Source organism: Nocardia pseudovaccinii (assembly GCF_050942345.1).
Classification (GTDB): domain Bacteria; phylum Actinomycetota; class Actinomycetes; order Mycobacteriales; family Mycobacteriaceae; genus Nocardia; species Nocardia pseudovaccinii.
On record NZ_CP192074.1, the window covers coordinates 7,632,017 to 7,655,036 of the forward strand.

21 protein-coding genes are annotated in these 23,020 nt (G+C 64.9%); 9 read left to right on the plus strand and 12 right to left on the minus strand.

Annotated features, from left to right (window positions below; all coding sequences use genetic code 11):
* Positions 1-19 precede the first annotated feature (19 nt).
* The 4 genes from ACQPZ2_RS34475 to ACQPZ2_RS34490 form a co-directional block, all read right to left on the minus strand.
* Positions 20-1,282, minus strand: a complete 1,263-nt coding sequence (locus ACQPZ2_RS34475) for a cytochrome P450 (RefSeq protein WP_433522239.1) — start codon at positions 1,280-1,282, stop codon at positions 20-22.
* A 91-nt stretch (positions 1,283-1,373) separates the two neighbouring features.
* The gene (locus ACQPZ2_RS34480; protein ID WP_433522240.1) at positions 1,374-2,780 is read right to left on the minus strand and encodes an FAD-dependent oxidoreductase; all 1,407 of its coding nucleotides are present in this window, start codon (positions 2,778-2,780) and stop codon (positions 1,374-1,376) included.
* Positions 2,777-3,988, minus strand: a complete 1,212-nt coding sequence (locus ACQPZ2_RS34485) for a cytochrome P450 (protein ID WP_433522241.1) — start codon at positions 3,986-3,988, stop codon at positions 2,777-2,779. The genes ACQPZ2_RS34480 and ACQPZ2_RS34485 overlap by 4 nt, the downstream gene beginning before the upstream one ends.
* Positions 3,985-5,223, minus strand: a complete 1,239-nt coding sequence (locus ACQPZ2_RS34490) for a cytochrome P450 (RefSeq protein WP_433522242.1) — start codon at positions 5,221-5,223, stop codon at positions 3,985-3,987. Before ACQPZ2_RS34490 ends, ACQPZ2_RS34485 begins: the two co-directional genes overlap by 4 nt.
* 225 nt (positions 5,224-5,448) lie before the next feature.
* Here ACQPZ2_RS34490 and ACQPZ2_RS34495 point away from each other — a divergent pair, with 225 nt between their 5' ends.
* From ACQPZ2_RS34495 to ACQPZ2_RS34520, 6 genes are read left to right on the plus strand one after another with little or no spacing between them, the layout of a single operon-like run.
* Positions 5,449-7,098, plus strand: a complete 1,650-nt coding sequence (locus tag ACQPZ2_RS34495) for a fatty acyl-AMP ligase (protein WP_433522243.1) — start codon at positions 5,449-5,451, stop codon at positions 7,096-7,098.
* A gap of 24 nt (positions 7,099-7,122) precedes the next feature.
* On the plus strand, positions 7,123-7,911 hold the full coding sequence (locus tag ACQPZ2_RS34500) for a ferritin-like domain-containing protein (protein ID WP_433522244.1): 789 nt from the start codon (positions 7,123-7,125) through the stop codon (positions 7,909-7,911).
* Between the two features lie 3 nt (positions 7,912-7,914).
* Positions 7,915-8,442, plus strand: a complete 528-nt coding sequence (locus ACQPZ2_RS34505) for a PaaI family thioesterase (RefSeq protein WP_433522245.1) — start codon at positions 7,915-7,917, stop codon at positions 8,440-8,442.
* Positions 8,439-8,699, plus strand: coding sequence for an acyl carrier protein (locus tag ACQPZ2_RS34510; protein WP_063041064.1), 261 nt, complete (start codon positions 8,439-8,441; stop codon positions 8,697-8,699). Before ACQPZ2_RS34505 ends, ACQPZ2_RS34510 begins: the two co-directional genes overlap by 4 nt.
* Complete coding sequence (locus ACQPZ2_RS34515) at positions 8,696-9,571, plus strand: SAM-dependent methyltransferase (RefSeq protein ID WP_433522246.1); 876 nt, start codon at positions 8,696-8,698, stop codon at positions 9,569-9,571. The genes ACQPZ2_RS34510 and ACQPZ2_RS34515 overlap by 4 nt, the downstream gene beginning before the upstream one ends.
* A gap of 9 nt (positions 9,572-9,580) precedes the next feature.
* On the plus strand, positions 9,581-10,423 hold the full coding sequence (locus tag ACQPZ2_RS34520; RefSeq protein WP_433522247.1) for an acyl-ACP desaturase: 843 nt from the start codon (positions 9,581-9,583) through the stop codon (positions 10,421-10,423).
* Between the two features lie 44 nt (positions 10,424-10,467).
* Here the strand turns inward: ACQPZ2_RS34520 and ACQPZ2_RS34525 are convergent, their stop codons facing one another.
* The 8 genes from ACQPZ2_RS34525 to ACQPZ2_RS34560 form a co-directional block, all read right to left on the minus strand.
* Positions 10,468-11,010 (minus strand): PaaI family thioesterase, encoded by a 543-nt coding sequence (locus ACQPZ2_RS34525; protein WP_433522248.1) that lies wholly within the window; start codon positions 11,008-11,010, stop codon positions 10,468-10,470.
* Between the two features lie 31 nt (positions 11,011-11,041).
* Positions 11,042-11,908, minus strand: coding sequence for an LLM class F420-dependent oxidoreductase (locus tag ACQPZ2_RS34530; RefSeq protein WP_433522249.1), 867 nt, complete (start codon positions 11,906-11,908; stop codon positions 11,042-11,044).
* A 64-nt stretch (positions 11,909-11,972) separates the two neighbouring features.
* A complete protein-coding gene (locus ACQPZ2_RS34535) occupies positions 11,973-16,373 on the minus strand; it encodes a HAMP domain-containing protein (protein WP_433522250.1) in 4,401 nt (1,466 codons plus the stop codon).
* A 35-nt stretch (positions 16,374-16,408) separates the two neighbouring features.
* Entirely contained in the window at positions 16,409-16,828 is a 420-nt protein-coding gene (locus ACQPZ2_RS34540) for a response regulator (protein ID WP_433522251.1), read from the minus strand.
* An 802-nt stretch (positions 16,829-17,630) separates the two neighbouring features.
* Entirely contained in the window at positions 17,631-18,872 is a 1,242-nt protein-coding gene (locus tag ACQPZ2_RS34545) for a cytochrome P450 (protein WP_433522252.1), read from the minus strand.
* 178 nt (positions 18,873-19,050) lie between these two features.
* Entirely contained in the window at positions 19,051-19,545 is a 495-nt protein-coding gene (locus ACQPZ2_RS34550) for a hypothetical protein (protein ID WP_433522253.1), read from the minus strand.
* A 10-nt stretch (positions 19,546-19,555) separates the two neighbouring features.
* A complete protein-coding gene (locus ACQPZ2_RS34555) occupies positions 19,556-20,065 on the minus strand; it encodes a hypothetical protein (RefSeq protein WP_433522254.1) in 510 nt (169 codons plus the stop codon).
* Positions 20,062-21,537 (minus strand): peptidoglycan DD-metalloendopeptidase family protein, encoded by a 1,476-nt coding sequence (locus tag ACQPZ2_RS34560; protein ID WP_433522255.1) that lies wholly within the window; start codon positions 21,535-21,537, stop codon positions 20,062-20,064. Before ACQPZ2_RS34560 ends, ACQPZ2_RS34555 begins: the two co-directional genes overlap by 4 nt.
* 10 nt (positions 21,538-21,547) lie before the next feature.
* Between ACQPZ2_RS34560 and ACQPZ2_RS34565 the strand changes: the two genes are divergently transcribed.
* From ACQPZ2_RS34565 to ACQPZ2_RS34575, 3 genes are all read left to right on the plus strand, one after another.
* Positions 21,548-21,700 (plus strand): hypothetical protein, encoded by a 153-nt coding sequence (locus ACQPZ2_RS34565; protein WP_433522256.1) that lies wholly within the window; start codon positions 21,548-21,550, stop codon positions 21,698-21,700.
* Positions 21,701-21,709: 9 nt separating this feature from the next.
* Entirely contained in the window at positions 21,710-22,315 is a 606-nt protein-coding gene (locus tag ACQPZ2_RS34570) for a hypothetical protein (RefSeq protein ID WP_433522257.1), read from the plus strand.
* A gap of 84 nt (positions 22,316-22,399) precedes the next feature.
* Positions 22,400-23,014 carry a helix-turn-helix transcriptional regulator gene (locus tag ACQPZ2_RS34575; RefSeq protein WP_040699842.1) on the plus strand — a complete coding sequence of 205 codons (615 nt, stop codon included), beginning with the start codon at positions 22,400-22,402 and terminating at the stop codon, positions 23,012-23,014.
* Positions 23,015-23,020: the final 6 nt, after the last annotated feature.

Below are 23,020 nucleotides of genomic sequence, written 5' to 3' on the forward strand. Positions count from 1 at the left end.
CACCGGGTCCGAGCACAACTCACTTGGCGGTGAACCTCGTCGGCAGAGCTTCCAGGCCGCGGATGACCACATTCGGCTTATAGGGCGGTTCGTCGGAAAGCGGCTCGATATCACGCACTTTCCGCAACAGCACGTCGAGCAGCACCTCCATCTCCAGCAGTGCCAGGGGTGCGCCGAGGCAGTAGTGGATGCCTAGACTGAAGCCGAGGTGCTTCTTGGCCGGATTCATCGGATCGGAATACCTGGCGACGTCGACCCGGTCCGGATCGGCGAAGACGGCATCGTCGCGGTTGGCCGAATTGATCAGCACCACAACCCCTTCGCCGGTTTCGAACTCATGTCCGGCGACGGTGATCGGCCGGGTGGCGGCGCGGGTGGTGATCTGCACCGACGGCTCCAGCCGCAGCAGTTCGTCGGGTGCGGATGCGGTCAGCTCGGGACGTGCGCGCAGGGCCGCGAGTTCGCCCGGATTGCGCATCAGCTGCAGCATGCCGGTGCCGATCAGATTGGCGGTGGTCTCGTGCCCGGCGACGAAGGTGGTGATGCAGGTGGCCAGCAGTTCCTGTTCGGTGAGCACATCGCCGCGGTCCTCGACCTGCGACAGCACGCTCAGCAGGTCGTCCTTCGGATCGTGGCGCCGTTCGTTCAGCAACTCACGGAAGTAGCCCATGAAGCCGCGCGAACCGGCGCTGCGGGCCTTCAGCGCCTCCTCGGGCAGCGTGTAGTCGTGATCGAACCCGCGCGCCAGGTCCTGGGACCACTGGTGCACCTTCTCGTAGGCCTCCGGCGGCACGCCGATCAACTCGCAGGCGATGATCAGCGGGAGCGGGTAGGCGATCATCTCGACGAGATCGAATTCGCCTGCGGCCAAAGCATTGTCGACGAGCTCCTCGGTGAGCTGCTCGATGCGCGGGCGCAGCCGGGTCACCATGCGCGGGGTGAAGCCCTTGGTCACCAGATTGCGCAGCCGGGTGTGGTCCGGCGGCTCCATCCAGAGAAACGAAGTGGGCAGTTCCTCGGGCGCATCATCCGGCGACACGGTGGGATGCATCATCGCGGCCTCTTCCGCATGACTCCACGCCGTGGTCGAAAGAACGGCCGTGCAGTCCTCGTAGCGGGTCAGCAGGTGGTGGCCGAGCGGGGTCCGATGCAGCGGGCCCGCTTCGCGCAGAACCCGTGCGGGGGTGTAGGGGTCGGGCCTGCCTTCCGGGCCGAATAACTGGGCGATGGCGGTCTGGATGGCGGAATCCTGATCCGCCACCGCCGTATTCGCTTGCGACATGTCGGGGTGGTCCCTTCTGTGCGGTGCACCGCCGAACTGGCGGTGCGGCCGGTCGGAATGTGGCGGTGCGGGGCGCGACATTGCGGACCCGTCACCTCGCCGGTTCGATGAGGATCGGTGTGCGTTCGGCTACTGCGGCCGGTTTTGTGTTGCCGCGCAGCAGGATTCGGCCCGCGATCAACGGGTGCAGGAGTGCCGCGGGCGGTTCGACGAGGTTGGCGACCCGCAGAAAGGTGCGCGCGACCTGCGGATCGATATGTGCGGCACGATGCGCTCGGGCGACATAGGCATTGGTGAGGCGTGTGCGCGTCGTACGCGATCCGATGACGCCCGGATGGCTGAGGTCGGCACCCGCCGCGAGCTGCCACGCGACATCGACCACTTTGCCCGCGGCGGAGTAGAACCGGGCGGGTAGCCCGGCCTCGGATCCGGCGCGCAGACAGTCACGCAGGACCAAGGCCTGCTGTGCGGCCACGGCCATGCCCTGCGCGTACAGCGGATTGAAGCTGCACAGCGCGTCGCCGAGTACCAGAAAGCCTTGCGGCACAGTGGAAAGCCGCTCGAATCGGCGGCGCACCGGTGCGCGGAACCGGTGCGGCACCAACTCATCGAGCGGTTCGGACGTGGTGATGAGTTCGTGGATATCGGGTGCGGCGATGGTGGCGGCGAATTCGGCGAAGCCGTCCGGATCGGTCGGCGGATGGTCGCCGAGCATGCCTGCCAGCGTGATGTGCCAGCGGTCGCCCTCGACCCGAATCGCGCCACCACCACGGCCGTTCCGGCCGGTGGAGATGATCACCGAGGATTGGCCGCCCAATTGTCCGGGCCGCCAGCGGAAGAATCCGGAGGTGTAGCCGAGATCGACCTCGAGGCGTTCCTCCAGGGGGATCCGCGCGCCGAGGGCCGCCAGCCATACGCTCGCCCGGGAACCACGGCCGGTCGCGTCGACGACGAGGTCGGTGGCGTGCGCCTCCGCACCGTAGCCGCCGGAGACCGACACCGCACGCACCCGCGCCGCATCGCCGATCAGGCCGCGCGCCATCCCCTCGCACAGGCGCACGCCGGGTGTGGCGAGCGTCCGCTGGCGTAGTACCTCTTCCAGTAGCGGCCTGGTCGCGATTACCGAAGTGAGCCCGGTCGGAGTCGGCGCGGCCCGCAATCCGCCTACGTACCAACGGGTTCCGACCAAAGCCTCCGCAGTGGTCGCGCCGCGGTCGGCCATTTCGGAGGTGAAACCCGGATACAGCTGTTCGATGATGGTCCGGCCGCGATCCAGCAACCCGTGCAGGTGCCGTGCCTGTGGTACACCGCGTCGCGTGGCGGTGCCGGCCACCATGTCGCGATCGAATATGGTGACCCGGGCATAGTGCTCGGAGAGCACCCGGGCGGCGAGCAATCCGGCGATGCCCGCGCCGAGCACCACCGCGTGCCGCCGCTCGTTCATGCCTTCGCCGCGCTGCGCTCGGTGACCGGCTGTGGCTTCGGTTCGCTCGCTCACAGGGACACCGGCAGCGACACGATGCCGCGATGGATCAGGCTGGGCCGATATTCGACGGTTTCGGTGGCGAGTTCGAGTTTCGGGGCCCGGTCCAGCAGGGTGCCGAGAGCCGCCTCCGCCTCGATTCGCGCCAGCGGCGCACCGACGCAGTAGTGGATGCCGAGGCTGAAGCCGAGATGCTTGCGCGCCGGGCGGTTTCCGGAGTAGCGGGTGACATCGAAGGTGTCCGCGTCCGGGTATACGCGATCGTCCCGGCTGGCCGAGGCGGTGAGTACGACCACGCCGTCGCCGCGACGGAATTCGTGCTCGCCGACGGTGGTGTCGGCCAGGGCGACGCGGATGGTGAACTGGGTCGGGGCGTCGTAGCGCAGCATCTCGTCCAGCGACGGGCCGATCAACTCCGGATTGTCCCGAAGCAGTTGCAGCTGAGCCGGATTACGCAGCAGCGCGAGCATGCCGTTGCCGATCAGGTTGATCGAGGTCTCCATGCCCGCGACCAGCGTCAGCAGCGCGATCCCGATCACCTCGGGCTCGGTCAGCTGCTCACCGCTCGCGGCCACCAACGCGCTCAACAGATCCGGTGTCGGATTCGCCTTCTTCTGCTGGATCAGCCGGGCGAAGTAACCCATACACTCCATTGCCGCGGTGCCGCGCGCGGCTACCTCGTCCGGGCCGAGCAGCGAATCCGGGTCGCTGCCCCGCGCGATCGCCAGCTGCCACTCGCGGAACAGTGCGCCATCGGCCGGATCGGCGCCGAGCAGCCGCACCGGCACCATCGCCACGGCGAGGGGTACCGCGAGATCGTTGAGCACATCGAGTTCGCCACGGCGCACCGCCGCGCCGACCAGGTCGCTGACCACCTGACCGGCGACCGGAACCAGCTCCGCCATCAGCCGCGGTGTGAACGCCTTCGCCACCAGCTTGCGATAGCGGCCGTGTTCGGGCGGATCCATCCGTACGAACGAACCCGGAATCGCGGCGGTGGTGTCGCGGAACGGGCTGATTCCGGCCGCGTAGCCGTGACCCCAGTCCGAGCCGGTGAGGATGGCGGCGCATTCTTCGTAGCGGGTGATCACAGTGACCGGCACATCGCCGAATTCGTACGGGAACAGTGCGGCGGCATCGCGCACCCGACGGTATGCCGGATACGGGTCCGCCCGCTCGCTGGGATCGAAGGCATCGAACGTAATAGGGATGGCTGTATTCATTTTTCCTCCAGCCGCACATGAAGTTCGGACATGCCGCGCACGACCACATTCGGCCGATACCGCGGTTCCTCGAGCAGGGTCATGGCACCGACGCGATCGGCGATAGCACGCAGCGCCACCTGCATCTCCAGTCGAGCGAGTGGCGCACCGAGGCAGTAGTGCAGGCCGAGGCCGAAGGACAAGTGCCGCTCGGCCTTTCGCCCCCTGGCGTATCGCGCGATATCGAACTTGTCGGCGTCCGGGAAGGCAAGCGGGTCGCGGTTGGCCGAGGCCAGCAGGACGATCACCGCGTCGCCGGGCGCGAAAGTCCGTCCTGAAACGGTGATCACGTCGTGCGCGGTGCGAGTGGTGAGGTGCACCGGCGCGTCGTAGCGCAGCACCTCGTCGACGGCGGATTCGCACAGTTCCGGGAACTCGCGCAGCCGTTCGAACTCCTCGGGATCGCGGATCAGCGCGAGCACCCCGTTACCGATCAGGTTGACGGTCGTCTCGTGCCCGGCGACCACGAGAATCAGCAGCGTGCCCAGCAATTCGGTACGAGTCAGCCGAGCGCCCGCGTCATCGGCCTGCACCAGCGCCGTGATCAGGTCCTCGCGTGGGGATTTGCGGCGCTGCTCCACCAGATCGCCGAAGAACTCGAGGAAGGCGTGCACCGCCGCGGTTCGTGCGGCCAATTCCTCGGGCGAGAGCAGCAGGTCTGGATCGAGCCCGCGAGCGATGCCGGTCGAGATCTGACGCACGTGCTCATGTGCCTCGGCCGGGACGCCGAGCAGCTCACACACCATGGTGAGCGGGAGCGGATAGGCCAGCGCATCCAGCAGATCGACCTCGCCCGCGGCGAGCATCTCGGCCAGCAGATCGTCGACCAATTGTTCGGCCCGATCCCGCATGCCGCTGACGGTGCGCGCGGTGAATGCCTTGCTGACCAGTCCGCGCAATCGGGTGTGCTCCGGCGGCTCCATCCAGAGGAACGAGCCGGGCAGTTCGACATCGCTGTCGCCGTGCAGCAGTTGCGGTTCCTCGGCGTGGCTCCAGCGCGGGTCCTGCATGATCGTCTGTGCCTCGTGGTGACGGGTGACCAGGTGCATATCGTGCGGTCCGGGTACAAAGGGGCCCGCGTCGCGCAACACCGCATAACTGTCATACGGATTGTGTCGCATATGCGGTGCGACGCTCTCGACGACCGCCAGCTGCACCGGGGTCGACTCCTCGACCGCGGAATGGTCGGAACTCACCGGCAACTCCTGAATGGAATGCGAAATGGACACCGGGCGAAAACAATTCCGGTCCATCGTGGTGCCGTCGCACCCGGCGGTACGGCGACGATTGCCCGTTCCTATCGCGCCATAGCCCGAATACCTTATCGGGCAACGCGATTGAATGATCGCGGATGTTTATCGCAGGCCGTAATTCACAATGCGTTCAAGGCGCTGTCACAATTCGCTGTTGTCGTGGCAGACATGAATTCTGCGGAATCGGTCGAAACGCTGCCGGGCCGGCTGGCCCGGATCGCGGCCGAGCACCCCGAGGTGGCCGCCACATTTTGGTCGGTTTCGGAAACGCTGACCTACGCCGAACTCGACCGGCTCTCCCGCGCAGCTGCCGCAGCGCTGGTCCGGCGCGGAATTCAGCGGGGCGAGCCCATTGGCATCCTGTGCCCGAACGCACCCGAATTCCTGATCGGGCTGTTCGGTGTCGCGGCGGCGGGCGGTGCCGCGACTCCCCTGCCTCTGCCCGCCGGTTCCGCGCAGCTGAGCGGATATCCGCAGAAGCTCGCGACCATTGTGGCGGCCGCCGGGATGCGCACGGTGCTGGTGTCGCACCGCTTCGCCGATCTTGCCGCGCTGCTCGACACCGCAGTGAACGTCGAATTGGTCGACACGGCAACGCTATCCACCGAGGACAGCTCCCCGCTGCCCACCATCAATGCCGACGACCTGGCCATCGTGCAGTTCACCTCCGGCAGCACGGCCACCCCCAAAGGCGTTCGCCTGACCCATCACAACGCCCTCAGCGGGCTGGCCGCGATCCGCACCGGCATCGCGCTCGACCTGACCGATCAGGGCGGGTTCTGGCTGCCGCTGTTCCACGATATGGGCCTGTTCGGCACGTTGTCGGCGATCCTGCGCGGAATTCCAGCGCACGTCTGGTCGCCGCTGGCGTTCGTCAAGGATCCGGCCCGCTGGCTCGCGGAATTCGCGGCCAGCGGCACCACGATCACCGCCATGCCGAATTTCGGCTACGAGGCGCTGCTCAACGCCATCCCGGCGGACGAGGTCACCGACTACGACCTGCGGCGCTGGCGCATCGCCTTCAACGGTTCCGAACCGATCTCCCGCGATGTGGTCGAGGCGTTCTGCGAGCGTTTCGCGCCCGCCGGTTTCGCGCCCTCGACGATGTTCGGGGTCTACGGCATGGCCGAGGCCACCCTCGCCGTGGCCTTCCCACCGCTCGGGCGCGAGCCGCTGTTCGAGTGGGTTGACCGCACCGCACTCGCGGAAGATGCTCGGGCACAGATTGTTTTGCCCGAGACTCCCGGTGCGCGCGCCGTTGCCGGTGTCGGCTCCGCGGTAGCCGATCTGCGACTGCGGATCGTGGATCTCGGTACCGGTGCGGAACTTCCGGACGGCGCGGTCGGTGAAATCCATATCCAGGGCCCCTCGGTGACCGAGGGCTATCTGACCGCCGACTCGTCGAGCGTCGCGGGACTGCATACCGAAGGTTGGCTGCGCACAGGCGATCTCGGCTACCAGCGTGCTGGTGAACTCTTCGTCACCGGCCGCTGCAAGGACATGATCACGGTGCGCGGCGTCAACTACTACGCCCAGGATGTCGAGGCCGCCGTGCGTGACCTCGACGGCATCTACAAGGGCCGCTGCACCGCAGCGACCGATCCCGATGGCGCGGATGTCATCGCGCTGATCGCCGAATCCGAACGCACCGGCGCCGCGGCCGACGAACTCGCCGATCAGATCCGCGGCCGCATCTCCACCGAGCTCGGACTCGCCGCAGTCGAGGTGTATCTCGTTGCACCACGCAGCATTCCACGCACCAGCAGCGGCAAACTGCAGCGCCTCGCCGCACGCGACCTCATCTCCCCACGGCAATGACCTTCGACCGAACTGGAGCCTCCTGTGCACAGCTATGAAGTCTTCCGTCACTACGAGCGCCTGCATTGGCGGCTGACCGATCTGGACCTCGACGCCGTCGACCGCGCACTGGTCCGTCCCGAATACGTGACCCTGGCCAAGAGCGCGACGATGGGCGAATCCAATGTCATCGCCGCGGTACACGGTTTCATGAACGAATTCGTCGACGACTACGACTTCTCCACTTTCGCCGTGGTGTGGGGCTACCAGGAAGTGCAGCACCACTACGCATTTCGCTCCTGGCTCGGCGCGGTCGGTGAGAGCGTGGACGAGAAGGCCGTCGACTCCATGCGCGAGCCCTACGCGCCCGGCAGCACTCCCTCGGCCACCCTCGCCACCAACATCATCTCCGAACTCACGGTGAACCACATCTACCGCGCCGTCGCGAGCTGGGTGCAGGAGCCGGTACTGAAGGGCCTGCTGCTCAATGCGAGCCGCGACGAGGCCGGACACGCCCGCGAATTCATCCACTACGCCACCAAGCGGCTGGAGCAGCGGCCCGAGGAATTGCCCTCGGTGCTGGAGACCCTCTACGTCTACAGCTCCGAGGCCAAGATCAAGCATCCGGTGAGCACCTTCAAGGCGGGCATCAGCGAACTCGGCGACCACGAGACCATCGACACCGGGTTCGATCTGTTCCTCGAACAGGTCGCCGCCGAGGGTGAGCTGGAGGTGCTGCACGACAAGGTGCGCCGCACCTTCGCCAATATGACCGGCCTCGACCTGTCCTCCAATGCGAAGGTCCGCCGCGCCCTCGCCGACGCGATCGCCTAGCTCATGGAGCGACACAGCTCGGTTCAGGTGCCGTGGTCGGTGATTCCGGACTACCACTGCTTCGGCTGCTCCCCGCACAACACGTCCGGGCTGCGGCTCGAGTTCGAACCGCATCCGGACGGCCTCCAGGCCCGGTTCCGGCTCGGACGCAGCTTCGAGTCCTACCCGGGGGTTGTGCACGGCGGGCTCATCGGCGTGATCTGCGATGAGGTGATGGGCAACCTCATCGTGCTGGCCCGCCACCATCCCGCATTCACGATCTCGCAGCGCACCCGATTCATTTCCCCACTGCTGATCGACCACGAATACCACTGTGTGGCGACACTATCCGAATCGCAGCAGCCGATTCAGGCGTCCGCCGAGATCCTGGACGCCGACGGCACCGTCTGCGCCACATCCAGCGCGGCCTATCAGCCGTTCGAACTCGATGCGGTCCGCCATCAACTCACCCTCCGCGACGACGAGGTCGCCCTGCTCTCACACGCACTGACCACCGCGAATGCCCTCTCTTCGAATGGAGTTCAGCAATGACCCACACCGCCGACGACATCCTGCGCACCGTCACCGATATCGCCGCCGCCGAGACCGGCATCGCCGAGGCCGAACTGCGCCCCGACGTCGACTTGCGCGGCATGGCGGGCGTCGATTCGGTGCGCGTGCTGCGCATGGTCGCCAAGATCGAACGCACCTACGACATCGAGCTGGAGGACCAGGACGTGTTCGGTCTCTCGACGCTCGCCGATGTCGTCAAGGTGGTCGATCGGGCCCTGCACGAGGCGGCGGCATGACCGTCACCGCCGATACCAACCAGCACTACGACCTGGATCCGGATATCTTCGGCCAGTTCCTCGACCCGCTGCGCAAATACAGTTCGGCGCTGTACAACTCGCGGACTGGGGGATGGCAGCCGACGGAGTCGGCGGGGCGGGTGAATACAGTCACCCTCGAGCAGGCGCAGCGGCAGAAGCTGCGCTTCGTCGCCGATCGGCTCGGACTGCGCGGCGGAGAGCGACTGCTCGATGTCGGCTGCGGCTGGGGTTCGCTGATCCTGTTCATGGCCGAGGAATTCGGTTGCGACACAATGGGAGTCAGCCCGGCACCGCGGCAGCACGAGTACATCGCCGAACAGGCCGTCGCGCGTGGTGTCACCGAACGGGTGCACACCGAGGTCGGACACTTCGAAGAGCTCGACCTGCCGGTGCGCAGCTTCGACGCGGTGACCCTGCTCGGCTCGATCGTGCACATGCCCGACCTCGGCGCGGTCTTCCGGCGCGCACGGGCGGTGCTGCGGCGTGGTGGCGCACTCTACGTCTCGGAAAGCTGTTTTCGAAATGCCTCCGCCCGCAATGCCTTCGACACCCGCGTCGGCACCGAATTCGTCCGTGAGGATATTTTCGGCTGGGGTGATCTGCGCCCACTGTCGGAGCTGCTGACCGCCGCCGAGGACGCCGGTTTCTCGATCATCGCGGTGGACGACCTCACCGAGCACTACCGCCGCACCATCGATGACTGGATCGCCAATGTCGACGCCGCCGCCGAGCGCATCGACGCGCACGGCCCCGGGCTGGCCGCGAAGCTGCGGCACTACCTGGAGATCGCCAATGCCGGATGGGGTTATACGACCAAGCACTACGCGCTGACCTGTCGCAATGCCCGGTAGGAGACGTGGATGAGTATGGAGTCAGCTCTGATTCCGGTCGACGAGGTGGCCGCCGCGGTCGACGGCTTCCTCGCCGCCTCCCCGGCCACGCGGGCCTGGGATGTGGAGACCGCCTTCGACTGGTCGCTGGCCGATGCGGGCCGGCTCACCGAGGGGCAGCGCTCGGCGGTGCAGTTCGTCACCCTCATCGAGGATCATCTGCCCGGCTATTTCGACGTGTACCACCGGCACTTCCCGGTGGACGACACCGTGGACCGGGCCACCTTCGTCCACAACCGCGAGCTCTACCACTTCACCGTGCGGTGGGCGCTGGAGGAGGATACCCACGCACGCGCACTCACGCGGTACCAGGAAGCATCCGGCATCGCTGAACGTGGCTCTCTCCGTGAAGAATTGGCGATCGAAGGGCAGAAGCCGTTCGATCTGCCCTACGACCATCCGGTGCAGTTCTTCGCCTACGCGCTGGTGCAGGAGAAGGCGACCCAGATGTACTACCAGCACCTGCGCGATGTGGTCGGCGACCCGATCCTCGCGGCGGTGCTGGGCCGGTTATCCCGGGACGAGGCAAGGCATTTCAGCTTCATGGCCGATGTGGTCGGACGGTATCTGCGGGTGCAGGGCGATGCGACCGTGGAGCCGATCCGCGATGTCATCGCCAATTTCCGCATGCCACTGGCCGATACCATGCGCGGCTACTGGCGGTGGGCGCTGAAGATCGCCGATGTGGCCTCCTACGACCACACCGAAGCCTATGAGCATCTGGTGAAGGTGATCGACCGGACGGTGGATGCCAGATCCGATCGGCTCGACGAATTGGTTCGCTTCATCGGCGAGTGCAACGCGCTGGCCTGACAAATAGCCCTGCCTCCACATGTTCGGAGGCAGGGCTATTCATTTCACTGCTCCGGATTCAGCACCAGAATCGTGGTCGAGCCATGCGCGATCAACTTGCCGTTCGCATCCACGATCCGCCCCTCCGCGGTCGCGGTGCGTCGCCCGACGTGAATCGCATTGGCCTCACACGTGAGCCGCGATCCGTCCAAAGTCACCGACCGAATGAAATTCACCTTCAGCTCCAACGTCGTATAGGCCACGCCGTCACCGAGTTTCGTGAATACCGCACTGCCCATCGCGGTATCCATGAGCGTCGCGATCACCCCGCCGTGCACCGTGAACATGGCGTTGATGGTGGCCGGATTCGGATCGAGGTAGTACCGGGTGTACCCGTCCCCCGCCGTCTCCAGCCGAATCCCCAGCGACGCGCCGACCCCCAGATTCTCCTGCAGCCCCCGCTCGAATACCGCCGTCAATTCCTCGACGCGGGTGGCGACGGTCCCATTGCTGTGAGTATCGATGCTGGTCATGCCCTCTTCCTCCCTGGCGAACAATGCCAGCCCATTCGACCAGCGCCCGGTGAACTGCACCTGGCCACGACCCACTGCATATCCAGCTTCGATCGGCTGATCGAAATCAGAGGTCGGCGACCGCGCGCACCAATTCGGCGATCTGCTCGAAGTCCTCGTCCGCGAACGGGCCGGGGCGGCCGAGTACGACGTGCTGGATACCCACATCCGCAAAGCGGGCGAATGAATCCGCCTGCTCGGCAACCGATTTATCCGGGTACCAGTACGCGACCATGGTCTTTTCGATGTCCTCGTACGGACGGCCGACGGCTTCGCAATGTCCGCGCAGGACTTCGAGTTTGGCCGCGACGGTCTCGGCGGATTCACCGAACAGATTGCAGGCGTCGGCGTATTGCGCGACCAAGCGCAGTGTCTTTCGCTCACCCTGGCCGCCGATCATGATGGGCGGGTGCGGGCGGGTCAGCGCGTTGGGAACATTGAGCGGCCGTTCGAGCGTGTAATGCTTTCCGTGGAAAGGCTTTTCGGAGGCAGCCCACATCTGCTTCGCGATCCGCAGAGTCTCCTCCAGGCGCTCGTATCGCTCGGAGGTCGGCGGGAAGAACAGGCCGAGACCCGCGGCTTCATCACCATTCCAGGCCGCGCCGATGCCGAGCCAGGCACGGCCACCGGAGAGCACATCGAGGGTCGTGACGCTCTTGACCAGCAGACCCGGATCCCGATAGCTGACGGCGGTGACCAGAGCACCGAACCGAATTCGCTCCGTCCGCGCCGCGATGTACCCCAGCGCGGAATAGGCCTCGAGCATGTCGTGTTCCGCCGGGCCGTTCGAACCGATCTGGAACAGATGGTCCATGACGAATACCGAGTCGAGCCCGGACTGATCGGCGGCCCGCACGATCCGGTCGACTCGCGGGCCGATCGCACCCGGTGAATCCGGCCAGGTGAAGTCGGCAAGAGAAATACTCAGTCGCATGAGCCGAGCCTGGCACGACCGGGGCGCGCCGGGGAGGCACCGTCGGTCCTAGGACAACAGTGGCTTACGCCCGGACATCGAGCTCCACCACCGGGTCTGGTTCGCCGCCCGGCCGGTCGCCGGCTTGCAGCCAGCGATCGATGCACTCCAGCAGTTCGTCGGGGTCGACGGGCTTGGTGATGTAGTCACTGGCGCCGGATGCCAAGCTCTTCTCCCGATCTCCCGCCATGGCCTTCGCGGTGACCATGATGATCGGGAGCCGGTCGAAGCGGGGCATTCTCCGTATCGCCGCCGTCGTGGCGTATCCGTCCATCTCCGGCATCATCACGTCCATCACGATCACATCGACACCCGGGGTGGCCTGGAGTGTTTCGATGCCTTTTCGCCCGTTGGGCGCGTGGTCCACCGACATCCCGTTCAGTTCCAGCACTCCCGCGATCGCCAGCACATTGCGCGCATCGTCATCGATGATCAGGACCTTGCGTCCGGCCAGTCTGGGCTGGTCTGCCTGCCGCGCCGGTGTTTCGAGCTCGGTCCGGTGCGGATGGGTCAGCAACAGGATGAACCGTTCGCAAAACTCATCGGGCGAAGCCACCAGTTCGACCTGCTGGTCCCGGGCATCCGCCTCGATACGCCGTGCCTGTTCGGGGCCGAGTTCATAGACCGGATGTGCAAGCAGCGGAATACTTCTCGACTCCGTGCCCTCGCGGAGCTCACGCAGGAACTCCGGCGTGCCGACGCCCGGCAGACTCGCGTCCAGCAGGACACACCGATATGGACAGGCCGGCAATGCCTCGATTGCCTTGTCGGGGGTACCGACGGACTCGATGCGGACCGACCCTGCGGTGTCCGCAAGAGCCCTGACGACCCCACGGACCATCCGGGTCAGCGGCCTGCTGTCCTGGTCTTCTATGACAAGTATGGAACGATCGATCGGCTTCGACCGCGTCCTGGACTCGGCCGCGACCTCCAGTTGCGGTGTCAGCGGAAGATAGACCGTGAACGTACTTCCGACGCGGAGGCGGCTTTCGGCACGAATCTCACCGCCGAGCAAGTTCGCCACCTGCCTGCTGATCGACAGACCGAGGCCGGTACCGCCGTATCGCCGGCTGGTGGTGCCGTCGGCTTGCTGAAACGCGGTGAAGATGTTCTCCAGGTTTTGCTCTGCGATACCGATTCCGGTGTCGCTCACGGAGAACGCGATGCGGTCGTCCTGTCGCCACACCGTGAGCCGGATCATGCCTTTGTCGGTGAACTTGACCGCGTTGGACAACAGGTTGCGTAGCACCTGCCGCAGCCGCTGCTCATCGGTGTTGAGGTGAGTGGGAACGCCCGGTTCGACATCGACCTCGAACTCGAGGCCCTTCTGGCTGATGAGCGGCTGGAACGTGGTCTGCACGTATTCCAGCAGCTGCTGCAGCGGCACGAACTCCCGTTGAATGTCCATCTTCCCGGCCTCGACCTTGGACAGGTCGAGAATATCGTCGATCAGCTGCTGTAGATCCTTGCCGGCGGACTGGATCACGTTGGCGAATTCGACCTGCTTCGAGGTCAGATTCCGGGTGGTGTTCTGCGCCAATATGCCCGCCAGGATAAGCAGGCTGGTCAACGGTGTGCGCAACTCGTGCGACATGTTCGCAAGGAACTCCGACTTGTACTTCGACGCCAGCGCGAGCTGTTGGGCACGTTCCTCGATCTCTTGCCGGGCTTGTTCGATTTCGAAGTTCTTGATTTCGATATCGCGGTTCTGGCGGACCAGCAGCTCTGCCTTTTCTTCGAGTGCCGCATTGGACTGCTGCAGCTCGCCCGCAAGTCGCTGCGATTCCTGGAGCAGGGCGTCGGTGCGCGCGTTGGCCATGATCATGTTGGCATTCACGCCGATGCTTTCCATCAGCTGTTCCAGAAAATCTTGTTGTACCAGCGTGAACCGGCTGAAAGAGGCCAGTTCGATCACACCGAGCACCTGGTCCTCGAACACGATCGGCAACACGATCAAGTTGACCGGTCGCGCGGCCCCGAGACCGGAGCTGATCTGGACGTAGTCCGGCGGTGTCCGGTCGACCACGATCGCCTTCTTGGTCAGCGCCACCTGCCCGACCAGCGACTGGCCCAGCTCGAATGCGACGTTGCCCGCATTGCGCCCGTAACCCGCGATCAGCCGCAACTGCACGCGGTTGTCTTCGGATTCCATGAAGAAGAACGCACCGTACTGGGCGCCGACGAGCGGGGTGAGCTGGTTCATGATCAGATGGGCGACCGCGCTGAGGTCCCGGTGTCCCTGTAGGCGTCCAGACATCCGCGCCAGGTTGGTATTGAGCCATGCCTGCTCTTCGTTGGTGCGGGTGGTTTCGCGGAGGGACTGCACCATTGTGTTGATGTTGTTCTTGAGTTCGGCGACCTCACCTTGCGCTTCGACAGAAATCGATCGAGTGAGATCTCCGGTCGCCACCGCGCTCGCGACCTCGGCGATGGCACGCACCTGACGCGTCAGGTTGCCCGCGAGCTCATTGACGTTCTCCGTCAGTCGCTTCCAGGTTCCGGATACGCCCTCTACCTCGGCTTGCCCACCGAGCCGACCATCCTTACCTACCTCGCGTGCCACCCTGGTCACCTCGGCGGCGAACGCCGACAACGTGTCGACCATGGTGTTGATCGTGGTCTTGAGCTCCAGGATCTCGCCGCGCGCATCGACGTCGATCTTCTGCGACAGGTTGCCGCGCGCCACGGCCGTGGTGACCTGGGCGATCGATCGAACCTGGCTGGTCAGGTTGCCCGCCATCGAGTTCACATTGTCGGTGAGACTCTTCCAGGTGCCTGCGACATTGGGCACGCGCGCCTGCCCGCCGAGGATGCCTTCGGTACCCACCTCCGCGGCGACGCGGGTGACCTCGTCGGCGAACGAGGACAAGGTATCGACCATCGTGTTGATGGTCTGCGCCAGCACGGCGACCTCGCCCTTGGCTTCGACGGTGACTTTCTGCGACAGGTCGCCGCGCGCAACCGCGGTGGCGACCTGAGCGATCGAGCGCACCTGATCGGTCAGATTGTCCGCCATCACATTGACGGACTCGGTCAGGCCCTTCCACGTACCGGATACGCCTTTCACATCGGCCTGGCCGCCGAGCCGCCCCTCCGTACCAACCTCGCGAGCAACGCGGGTGACCTCGTCGGCAAACGAAGACAAGGTATCGACCATCGTATTGATGGTGTCCTTCAACTCCAGGATCTCGCCCCGGGCATCGACCCGGATCTTCTGCGACAAATCCCCGCGCGCAACCGCGGTGGCGACCTGAGCGATCGAGCGCACCTGATCGGTCAGATTGTCCGCCATCACATTGACGGACTCGGTCAGGCCCTTCCACGTACCGGATACGCCTTTCACATCGGCCTGGCCGCCGAGCCGCCCCTCCGTACCAACCTCGCGAGCAACGCGGGTGACCTCGTCGGCAAACGAAGACAAGGTATCGACCATCGTATTGATGGTGTCCTTCAGCTCCAGGATCTCGCCCCGGGCATCGACCCGGATCTTCTGCGACAAATCCCCGCGCGCAACCGCGGTGGTTACCTGGGCGATCGAACGCACCTGATCGGTCAGATTATCCGCCATGAAGTTCACCGACTCCGTCAGTCCCTTCCAGGTGCCCGAGACTCCCAGTACCTGGGCTTGGCCACCGAGTTGACCTTCGGTACCAACCTCGCGAGCAACGCGGGTGACCTCGTCGGCGAACGAGGACAAGGTGTCGACCATCGTGTTGATGGTCGACTTCAGCTCCAGGATTTCGCCACGCGCATCCACGGTGATCTTCTGCGACAAGTCGCCCTTCGCCACCGCGGTCGTCACCTCCGCGATCGACCTGACCTGCCCGGTGAGATTGCCCGCCATGATGTTCACCGATTCGGTGAGGTCCCGCCATGTGCCCGACACGCCGGGCACCTGCGCCTGACCGCCCAGCCGTCCTTCATTGCCCACCTCTCGGGCGACACGGGTCACCTCACCGGCAAACGCCGAGAGCTGATCCACCATCGTGTTGATGGTGTTCTTCAGCTCCAGCAACTCTCCCTTGACATCCACGGTGATCTTCTGTGACAGGTCACCCCGCGCCACCGCCGTGGCTACGCCGGCGATGTCGCGGACCTGAGCGGTGAGGTTGTCCGCCATCGCATTCACCGAGTCGGTCAGATCCTTCCAAGTGCCCGAGACCCCGGGCACCGACGCCTGGCCGCCGAGCTTGCCCTCGGTGCCCACTTCCCGGGCGACACGGGTGACCTCGGTGGTGAACAGTGAGAGCTGGTCCACCATGCCGTTGAACACGGTGGCGATCTCGTCCAGCAGCGGATCACCGACCTTGGGCAGGGACCGCCGGAAGTCACCATCGCGCACCGCTTTGAGCCCATCCAAAAGGGGCTGCAGGCGTTCTTCGTCGTTGCTGCCTACTCGATCCATGGTCGCGGTGTCGTGGACCATTAGCTGTACCTACCTAACTTCGCCTGTGCAGCCGCTCAGTACCCCAGGTCGACGTCGAAGCAATCCTGGCCGGCGGCGACCCGCCGAATAGCGTCCAGTAGGTCGTCGAACATTCCGGTCTTGAGCACCAGTCCGGCGCCACCCGCCGCGATCACACGGTCGACGATGGATTGATTCGCATCCCCGGTGAAGACCAGCACCCTGGTCTCCGGGGCGACAGTGCGCAGCCGCTCGATCGCATCGATCCCATCTCCATCGGGCAGTCGCCGGTCGAGCAGGATGACGTGCGGATGGTGACGGCTTGCAGCACCAATGGTGTCCGCGACCGAGCTCGCTATTTCGATGACCTCGATGTCATCGACGAGCTCGAACGCGGAGTCCAACGCCATCACCACCATAGGGTGATCTTCCGCCACCAGTAGCCGAGTTTGACCAGGGCCGACATCGGCCGACATAAATGTCAGTCTACATCGATGCAGGTTCGTTGCTGCCAGATTTCTACCAGCCGTACTTTCTGATAGAAATTTCATTATTGCAATCGAATCGACACAATATTCGTACCATCCTGCGGTCGGATCACAGGATGGTGACCGCACCTTCGGCAAGCTGTCACCGTCGGCGCAATACTGCTGAAGCCTACCGCCGATACAGCGATTGACACAGGTCCTGGTGGTGATTGATTGCGCATTTTTGCATCGCCACAGATCGGGGCACACGTATATCAGCGGCAACCTTCGTCACCACACCGTGAGTGAAGCAGCACCGGGCCTGCCGTCCGCCGATGGCGCTGCGAGTCTCGGGCGACATGCCGCCGAGCACCTGCGGCGGGGCAGCCTTCGAGCTTCACATGATGGTCATCGGCATCGGGGACGAACGGATATCCGAGGAATATACGACCTGTACATCTCGGAAACAGGTCGGTGGATAGGCAGAGGACGGACGGGGATATTCAATGATCGCGAGCCAATTGTCAGGTGACTTAGCGGCGGGAGCGGTCCACTGATCTCATTTTGCGCTAAATATACAAAACTGACCGGCACTGATTGCTTTGGTACCACAAACCGCGCAATTCCGATGAGGCTGCCACACGAGTAGCTAGTTCATTGCGGCGCTAAAACAGATTCGTAGCGAGGTCCCGGCCGTGAAACTCGTCGACACGCGATTCCGGGCCAATTCTTACGACGACTCATCCCACAGATGAATATCGAAGGCCGCCACAGCGGCGGCACCGGAACAAGCCTTGTTTTCAGCAGATTCCTAGGACAATAGTGGCGGGGATTCCGGGAAGGCGATCGGGAGTGCGGTGAGTGCGCGGTGGAAGGGGCCCGGTCGCCAGGTCAGCTGGTCGGGGGGCACCGCGAGGCGGATCTCGGGTAGTGCGTCGAGTAGTTGGTCGATGGCGTCCTGGGCGATCATGTAGGCCATCGAATTCGCGGGGCATACGTGTGGTCCGGCGCCCCAGGCCAGATGGGAGCGATTGCCCGCGTACTGATTCGCGACGATCGCCGGATCGGTGTTGCAGGCGGCGATGCTGATGACGACCGGCTGGTGAGCGGGTAGCCAGACATCGTCGATCAGGATCGGCTGGCGCGGAAATGTGATGCAGAAGTTCGCCATCGGCGGATTGTTGAACAACACCTCGTCGAGCGCGTCCCTGGTCGACATGGTCCCGCCGAGCACGCTGCCGCCGAACCGCTCGTCGGTGAGAATCAGCAGCAGGGCATTGACGATCAGATTCTGTTGCGGTTCGATGCCCGCGCCGTACAGCGTGCCCAACTGGTGCACCATCTCGGTATCGCTCAGCGCCGCCGGATGCCGCAGCATCCGGGTAGTGATGTCGTCGCCGGGCTCGACGCGTTTGAGCTGGGTCAATTCCAGCATCGCCCCGACGAGCAACTGATTGCCGTGCTCGGCATCGATCCCCTCGAAGATCGCGGCCATACCGGTCGCGGCCTGCTGCGCGATATCGTCCGGACAGCCGAGCATGGCGTTGAGCACCGTGAAGGAGAGCGGAAACGCGTACTGGCGCACCAGATCGGCCGTCCCGTCCCCGCAGAACGAATTGATCAGCGGAACAGCGAGTTTCGCCACCGTATCGTGCAGGTGATACTGATCGACCTTCTCCAGGCCCGCGACATTGGTCTGCCGATACCTGGCATGCGCTTCACCGGCATTGCGCAAGGCGTTCGGTCGCCACTGCATCATCGGCAGCACCGGGCAGTCCGCGGCCACACTCTGCTGCCAGGTGCGCGGATCGGCCGGAAAATGGTCCGGATCATTGAGGATCTGCAATGCCGAGTAATAGCCGACCACCAATGTGGCGGGCACTCCCGGCGCCAGATCCACCGGGACCAGCGCCCCGTACCGCTCACGCATATCCCGATACGCCCGATGCGGATCCGCCGCGAATTCCGGCGTGTACAACGCCACCCGCGGCCCATCCGTGTCGATCGGCGAAGTGAACGGTGCACGGCCGTGCGCCGAGGTCGGCATCGTCATCGAGAAAACTCCAGGCATTCGAACAATCAAGCCCCGTGAGCCTATGCACCCACCCATCACCACGCACCCCGAACGCCGATAACACCCCACATGCCGGATCGGCGATCACCATGTGCTGGTTGCGGTATCGCCCGAAAGCGCCACTCCACCAGCGCATGCTGTCCGGTGCTCGACCCTCTCAGACGAATTCGACCGAATCGATGCGCCAGTCCCGGCCGGAGCGCTGCAGGGTCACCTTGGCGGTGAGGTCGATGCTGTCGACAACGGTGCCGTCGGGCGCTTTGACATCCTGGGTGATCATCGCCAGCCGATCGAGCCGCTGATCTGTATCGGCACCGTGCTCGGTACCCAGGATCAGCACAGTGGCCTCGACGGTGGAACGCGCACGCGCCCACTGATCCCACTGCACCCCCGGCCCCCGTTCGGACGTCGTCGCCGAGGTCGCCGCGAACTTGTCGGTAAGCCAGGGCGTTGCGCGCCGGAATGCGTCGAACCTGCTGGTATCGGTCCCCGGGTGCCAGGTGAACATGGTCCGCAGGCCGGAGGTGATGGTCTCGATCGCCGCGTTGTCGGCGGGTTTGTCATCGCTACCGGACGGCGTCGAGGAACACGCGACGCACAGTGCCGCGGCGAGCCACGCGAGCAGGATGAATGCGTACCGCGGTTTGGACATGGCAACCTCCTCAGAAGTGCATGGCGTGGATGCGCCAGCCTTGTTCGGTCTGCACAACGGTTGCCCAGACCGTGATTTCGATGTTCTCGATCGGTTTCGCCGCCGCATCGGTGATCGTCTGGCCGATCAGCACCACCCGATCGATGCGCGCGGATTGATCCGCCGGATGTTCGTCGGTCGTGACCTGCACGGTGACCTCGACCTTCGCCTTGGCGTCCGCCCACGCTTTCCACTGCGTCTTCGAACCGCCGGAGGTGGTCTCGCGAGCGCGGGCGCCGAGTTGGTCGGTGAGGTACGGACGGGCGCGGGCGTAAGCGTCGTCGGGTGAGTTGTCGCTCTGCGGCCGCCAACCGAACATCGTCGAGAAGCCATTGCGCAGAACGATATTCGGATCCGCAGTGTCGGCGGCACCGAGCGGGGCCGGAAGTGCGAGGCCGCGCACCGTCGAACCGCAACCGCTGATCGACGCGATACCGAAGGCCACGAACAGCAGGGCCAGCACGATTCGGCGAATGCTCATGACATGCTCCGTACCTTGGCATCGGCGGCAATGGCCGCCTCGACAACCGCGCCGTCGGTGCTCGACGCGTGCACCATCCGGCCGTCGCCGATCGCGATGCCGACGTGCCGCGGTGTTCCGTTCGAATTCCATTCGCTGAACACGAGATCGCCAGGTTTGGCCTGATCGGCGACTATCTCATGACCCTGCGCCCATTGCTGCTGGACGGTACGTGGCAGCGTGGTGCCACCACTGGTCGCGACATAGGTCACGTAGCTCGCCAAACCGGGTGAATCGAAACCACCGAGCGTGGGACCCTTGGTATTTCCGCCGCCCCAGGCGTATTCGGTGCCGAGATACTCCTTCGCCGCCTGTGCCGCCTTGGCCTCACGATCAGGCTGCTGATCCTGCGTCGCACTGAAGTCGGCCGAGGCGAATTGGCGTTCGAGATCCCTGATGGTGCGCACATACGGCCGGGTCTGGGTGGTGTAATCACCGCCGGAGGGCATACCGGCCGCGGCTTGGACCGCCCCGAAGCCCGCGTTGTACGCGGCCAACGCGAGATCGACCGCATCGCCCCGCAACGAACCGCTGTTCACCCCGGCCGAGGTGTCCTTCCAGTTCTTGCACATGAAATGCGCCTGTGCCACAACGGAATCGGCAATGCTGTTGATATCGGCGACACCGTTGTTGTCGGCGTCGACCTTCCAGGTCTCCCAGGTGCCGGGCATGAACTGCGCCGGGCCCCTGGCACCGGTCGACGACACCGGAGCGTTCGCACCGTAGTTGAAGTTGTTCTCCGCCTTCAGTTGTCCGGCCAGCAGCGGCGCGGTGATACCGCTGTTCGGGCATTCGGCGGCACCCTTGACCAACCACGGCACGAATTCCTGCGGCACCTTGCCCGGCGCGAGGCCCGTCCCCGGACGCACCGCACAGTCGGCTATCGCATGCGCGATCTTCAGCGCCGACTGCGACGCCGCGGGCGCGGCCTGCTCCAGCATCGGCGCGGGATCGACGGCCTTACCGCTGCCCAGTCGCAGGCCCTGCCACAACTCGAAATGCAAATGAGCGCCGGAGGATTGGCCATTGCTGCCGACATCGGCGATGTGCTGACCCGCCTTCACGATGTCACCGGTTTTGACGTGCAGACCGTTGTCGTACATATGTCCGTAGACGGTCGAGACCTGACCGGTGGATGTCGTCGAGTCGATGACGATCCAGTTCCCGAATCCGGTTGCCGGTCCTGCCGCCGAGACTTTGCCGTCCAGCGCCGCATAAATCGGGGTGCCCTCCCGCGCGGCGAGATCGATGCCGCGGTGGAATTCACCGCCGCGCTGACCGAACGGCGACGAAACCGTGTACTGGCCCTTGGCCATCGGGCCGGTGATCACCGCGCACGGCGACGATTGCGAGAGATCGTCGGGGACCGTGCGTTCAGGGGCGGGCTGATTGCGCGGCGGCGGCGGGATCTGCACGTCATTGGTCACGACCACCGGGCGGTCCGTGGTTGTGGTCGCCGTTGTCGATATCGTCGTCGTCACGATGGTTGAAATCGTCGAGGAGATACCGGATTTGGTTTCGATGCACGGAACGGCCGAGCTGGTGACCGTTGTTGTGACTGTTGGACAAACCGGTACTTTGGTGCCGCAAGGCTGACCGGTCACAGTGGTCGGTCCTGTCGTGCTCGGGCATGTCGTGGTCGTTGTCGTCGGCCCAGTGCTTGTCGTCGCCCCGGTGCTTGTCGCGGTCCCAGACGAAGTCACCGTCGTGGCGGCAACCGTCGTTCGCAACGGTACGGCCGATGTCGTAGTCGTCGTAGCGGTTGTCGGCACGACCCGAGCAGATGACGAAACCACCGGCGGCACAGTGGTTCCGGTGACAACGGTGACCGGAGCCGGACCGGGCGAAGCGGTGACCGGAGCCGGACCGGGTGAGGTCGAGACCGGCGCGGCGCCCGCGTACCCGATCCGATTCCCGGACAGCAGACCACCCACCGCCATCACGACGACCATCGCCACCAACACCAGCACCATCGCCAGCCGACGATGCGGTTCGCGGTTATTACGAATCGATCCCATCCAGGTGTCCCCACGCGCTCGAATGCGGAATGGACAACAGCGTGGCCGCGCACCCACCGCACCGCATCTGCCCGGTCCGCCACCGCGCAGCCGCCTCGATCGTGACCGCCGCGAACAATATCGGCCCCTACCTGCGCCGATGCCCTCGAATACCGTGCCCGAACGGGCAACGACCTGCACGTTTAGTTCTTGATGAGTGCACGGTTAGAAGTCCGCGGATGCTCGAGTTCCAGGCATCGAGAGCACTCGAAGCCCAGTCCTCACGAGAGGTGCTCCGATGGAGAGAACCGCGGTCTATGTCGACGCGCGCGACCCGATCTCGCGCGCCGGTCTCATCGCCCAGTTGCGGTCGCGGACGGAGGTGCTGGTCGCCGACGATCCGACACGGGCCGTCGTCGCACTGGTCGTCGCCGATACCGTCGACGAGTCCACCCTGCAGACGCTGCGGCGCCTGCAGCGCGGCAGCTGCCGTCCGGTACTCGTCGCATCCGATTTCGACGAGCACGGATTGGCCGCGGCGGTCGAGGCCGGAATCGCGGGACTGGTGCGCCGGCAGGACGCTTCGGCCGAACGCCTGGCCCGTGCGGCATGTGCCGCGGCGCGCGGCGAAGGCACGGTGCCGCCCGATCTGCTCGGCCGGCTGCTCGATCAGGTCGGCCGGTTGCAGCGCCAAGTGCTGCATCCGCGCGGACTCAGCCTGACCGGTCTTTCGCAGCGGGAGATCGAGATCCTGCGCCTGGTCGCCGAGGGCGATGACACGGCCGAGATCGCCGCCAAACTCTGCTACTCGCAGCGCACCATCAAAAATGCGCTGCACGACATCACCAGCCGCCTGCAGTTGCGCAACCGGTCCCATGCCGTGGCCTACGCGCTGCGCCAGGGCCTGATCTAAGGCTGG

Excerpts from the sequence above, each read along its gene's own strand:
- ACQPZ2_RS34475 (WP_433522239.1), bottom strand. The coding sequence starts at position 1,282 with ATGTCGCAAGCGAATACGGCGGTGGCGGATCAGGATTCCGCCATCCAG.
- ACQPZ2_RS34485 (WP_433522241.1), bottom strand. The coding sequence starts at position 3,988 with ATGAATACAGCCATCCCTATTACGTTCGATGCCTTCGATCCCAGCGAG.
- ACQPZ2_RS34495 (WP_433522243.1), top strand. The coding sequence starts at position 5,449 with ATGAATTCTGCGGAATCGGTCGAAACGCTGCCGGGCCGGCTGGCCCGG.
- ACQPZ2_RS34505 (WP_433522245.1), top strand. The coding sequence starts at position 7,915 with ATGGAGCGACACAGCTCGGTTCAGGTGCCGTGGTCGGTGATTCCGGAC.
- ACQPZ2_RS34510 (WP_063041064.1), top strand. The coding sequence starts at position 8,439 with ATGACCCACACCGCCGACGACATCCTGCGCACCGTCACCGATATCGCC.
- ACQPZ2_RS34515 (WP_433522246.1), top strand. The coding sequence starts at position 8,696 with ATGACCGTCACCGCCGATACCAACCAGCACTACGACCTGGATCCGGAT.
- ACQPZ2_RS34520 (WP_433522247.1), top strand. The coding sequence starts at position 9,581 with ATGAGTATGGAGTCAGCTCTGATTCCGGTCGACGAGGTGGCCGCCGCG.
- ACQPZ2_RS34530 (WP_433522249.1), bottom strand. The coding sequence starts at position 11,908 with ATGCGACTGAGTATTTCTCTTGCCGACTTCACCTGGCCGGATTCACCG.
- ACQPZ2_RS34535 (WP_433522250.1), bottom strand. The coding sequence starts at position 16,373 with ATGGTCCACGACACCGCGACCATGGATCGAGTAGGCAGCAACGACGAA.
- ACQPZ2_RS34540 (WP_433522251.1), bottom strand. The coding sequence starts at position 16,828 with ATGTCGGCCGATGTCGGCCCTGGTCAAACTCGGCTACTGGTGGCGGAA.
- ACQPZ2_RS34545 (WP_433522252.1), bottom strand. The coding sequence starts at position 18,872 with ATGACGATGCCGACCTCGGCGCACGGCCGTGCACCGTTCACTTCGCCG.
- ACQPZ2_RS34550 (WP_433522253.1), bottom strand. The coding sequence starts at position 19,545 with ATGTCCAAACCGCGGTACGCATTCATCCTGCTCGCGTGGCTCGCCGCG.
- ACQPZ2_RS34555 (WP_433522254.1), bottom strand. The coding sequence starts at position 20,065 with ATGAGCATTCGCCGAATCGTGCTGGCCCTGCTGTTCGTGGCCTTCGGT.
- ACQPZ2_RS34575 (WP_040699842.1), top strand. The coding sequence starts at position 22,400 with ATGGAGAGAACCGCGGTCTATGTCGACGCGCGCGACCCGATCTCGCGC.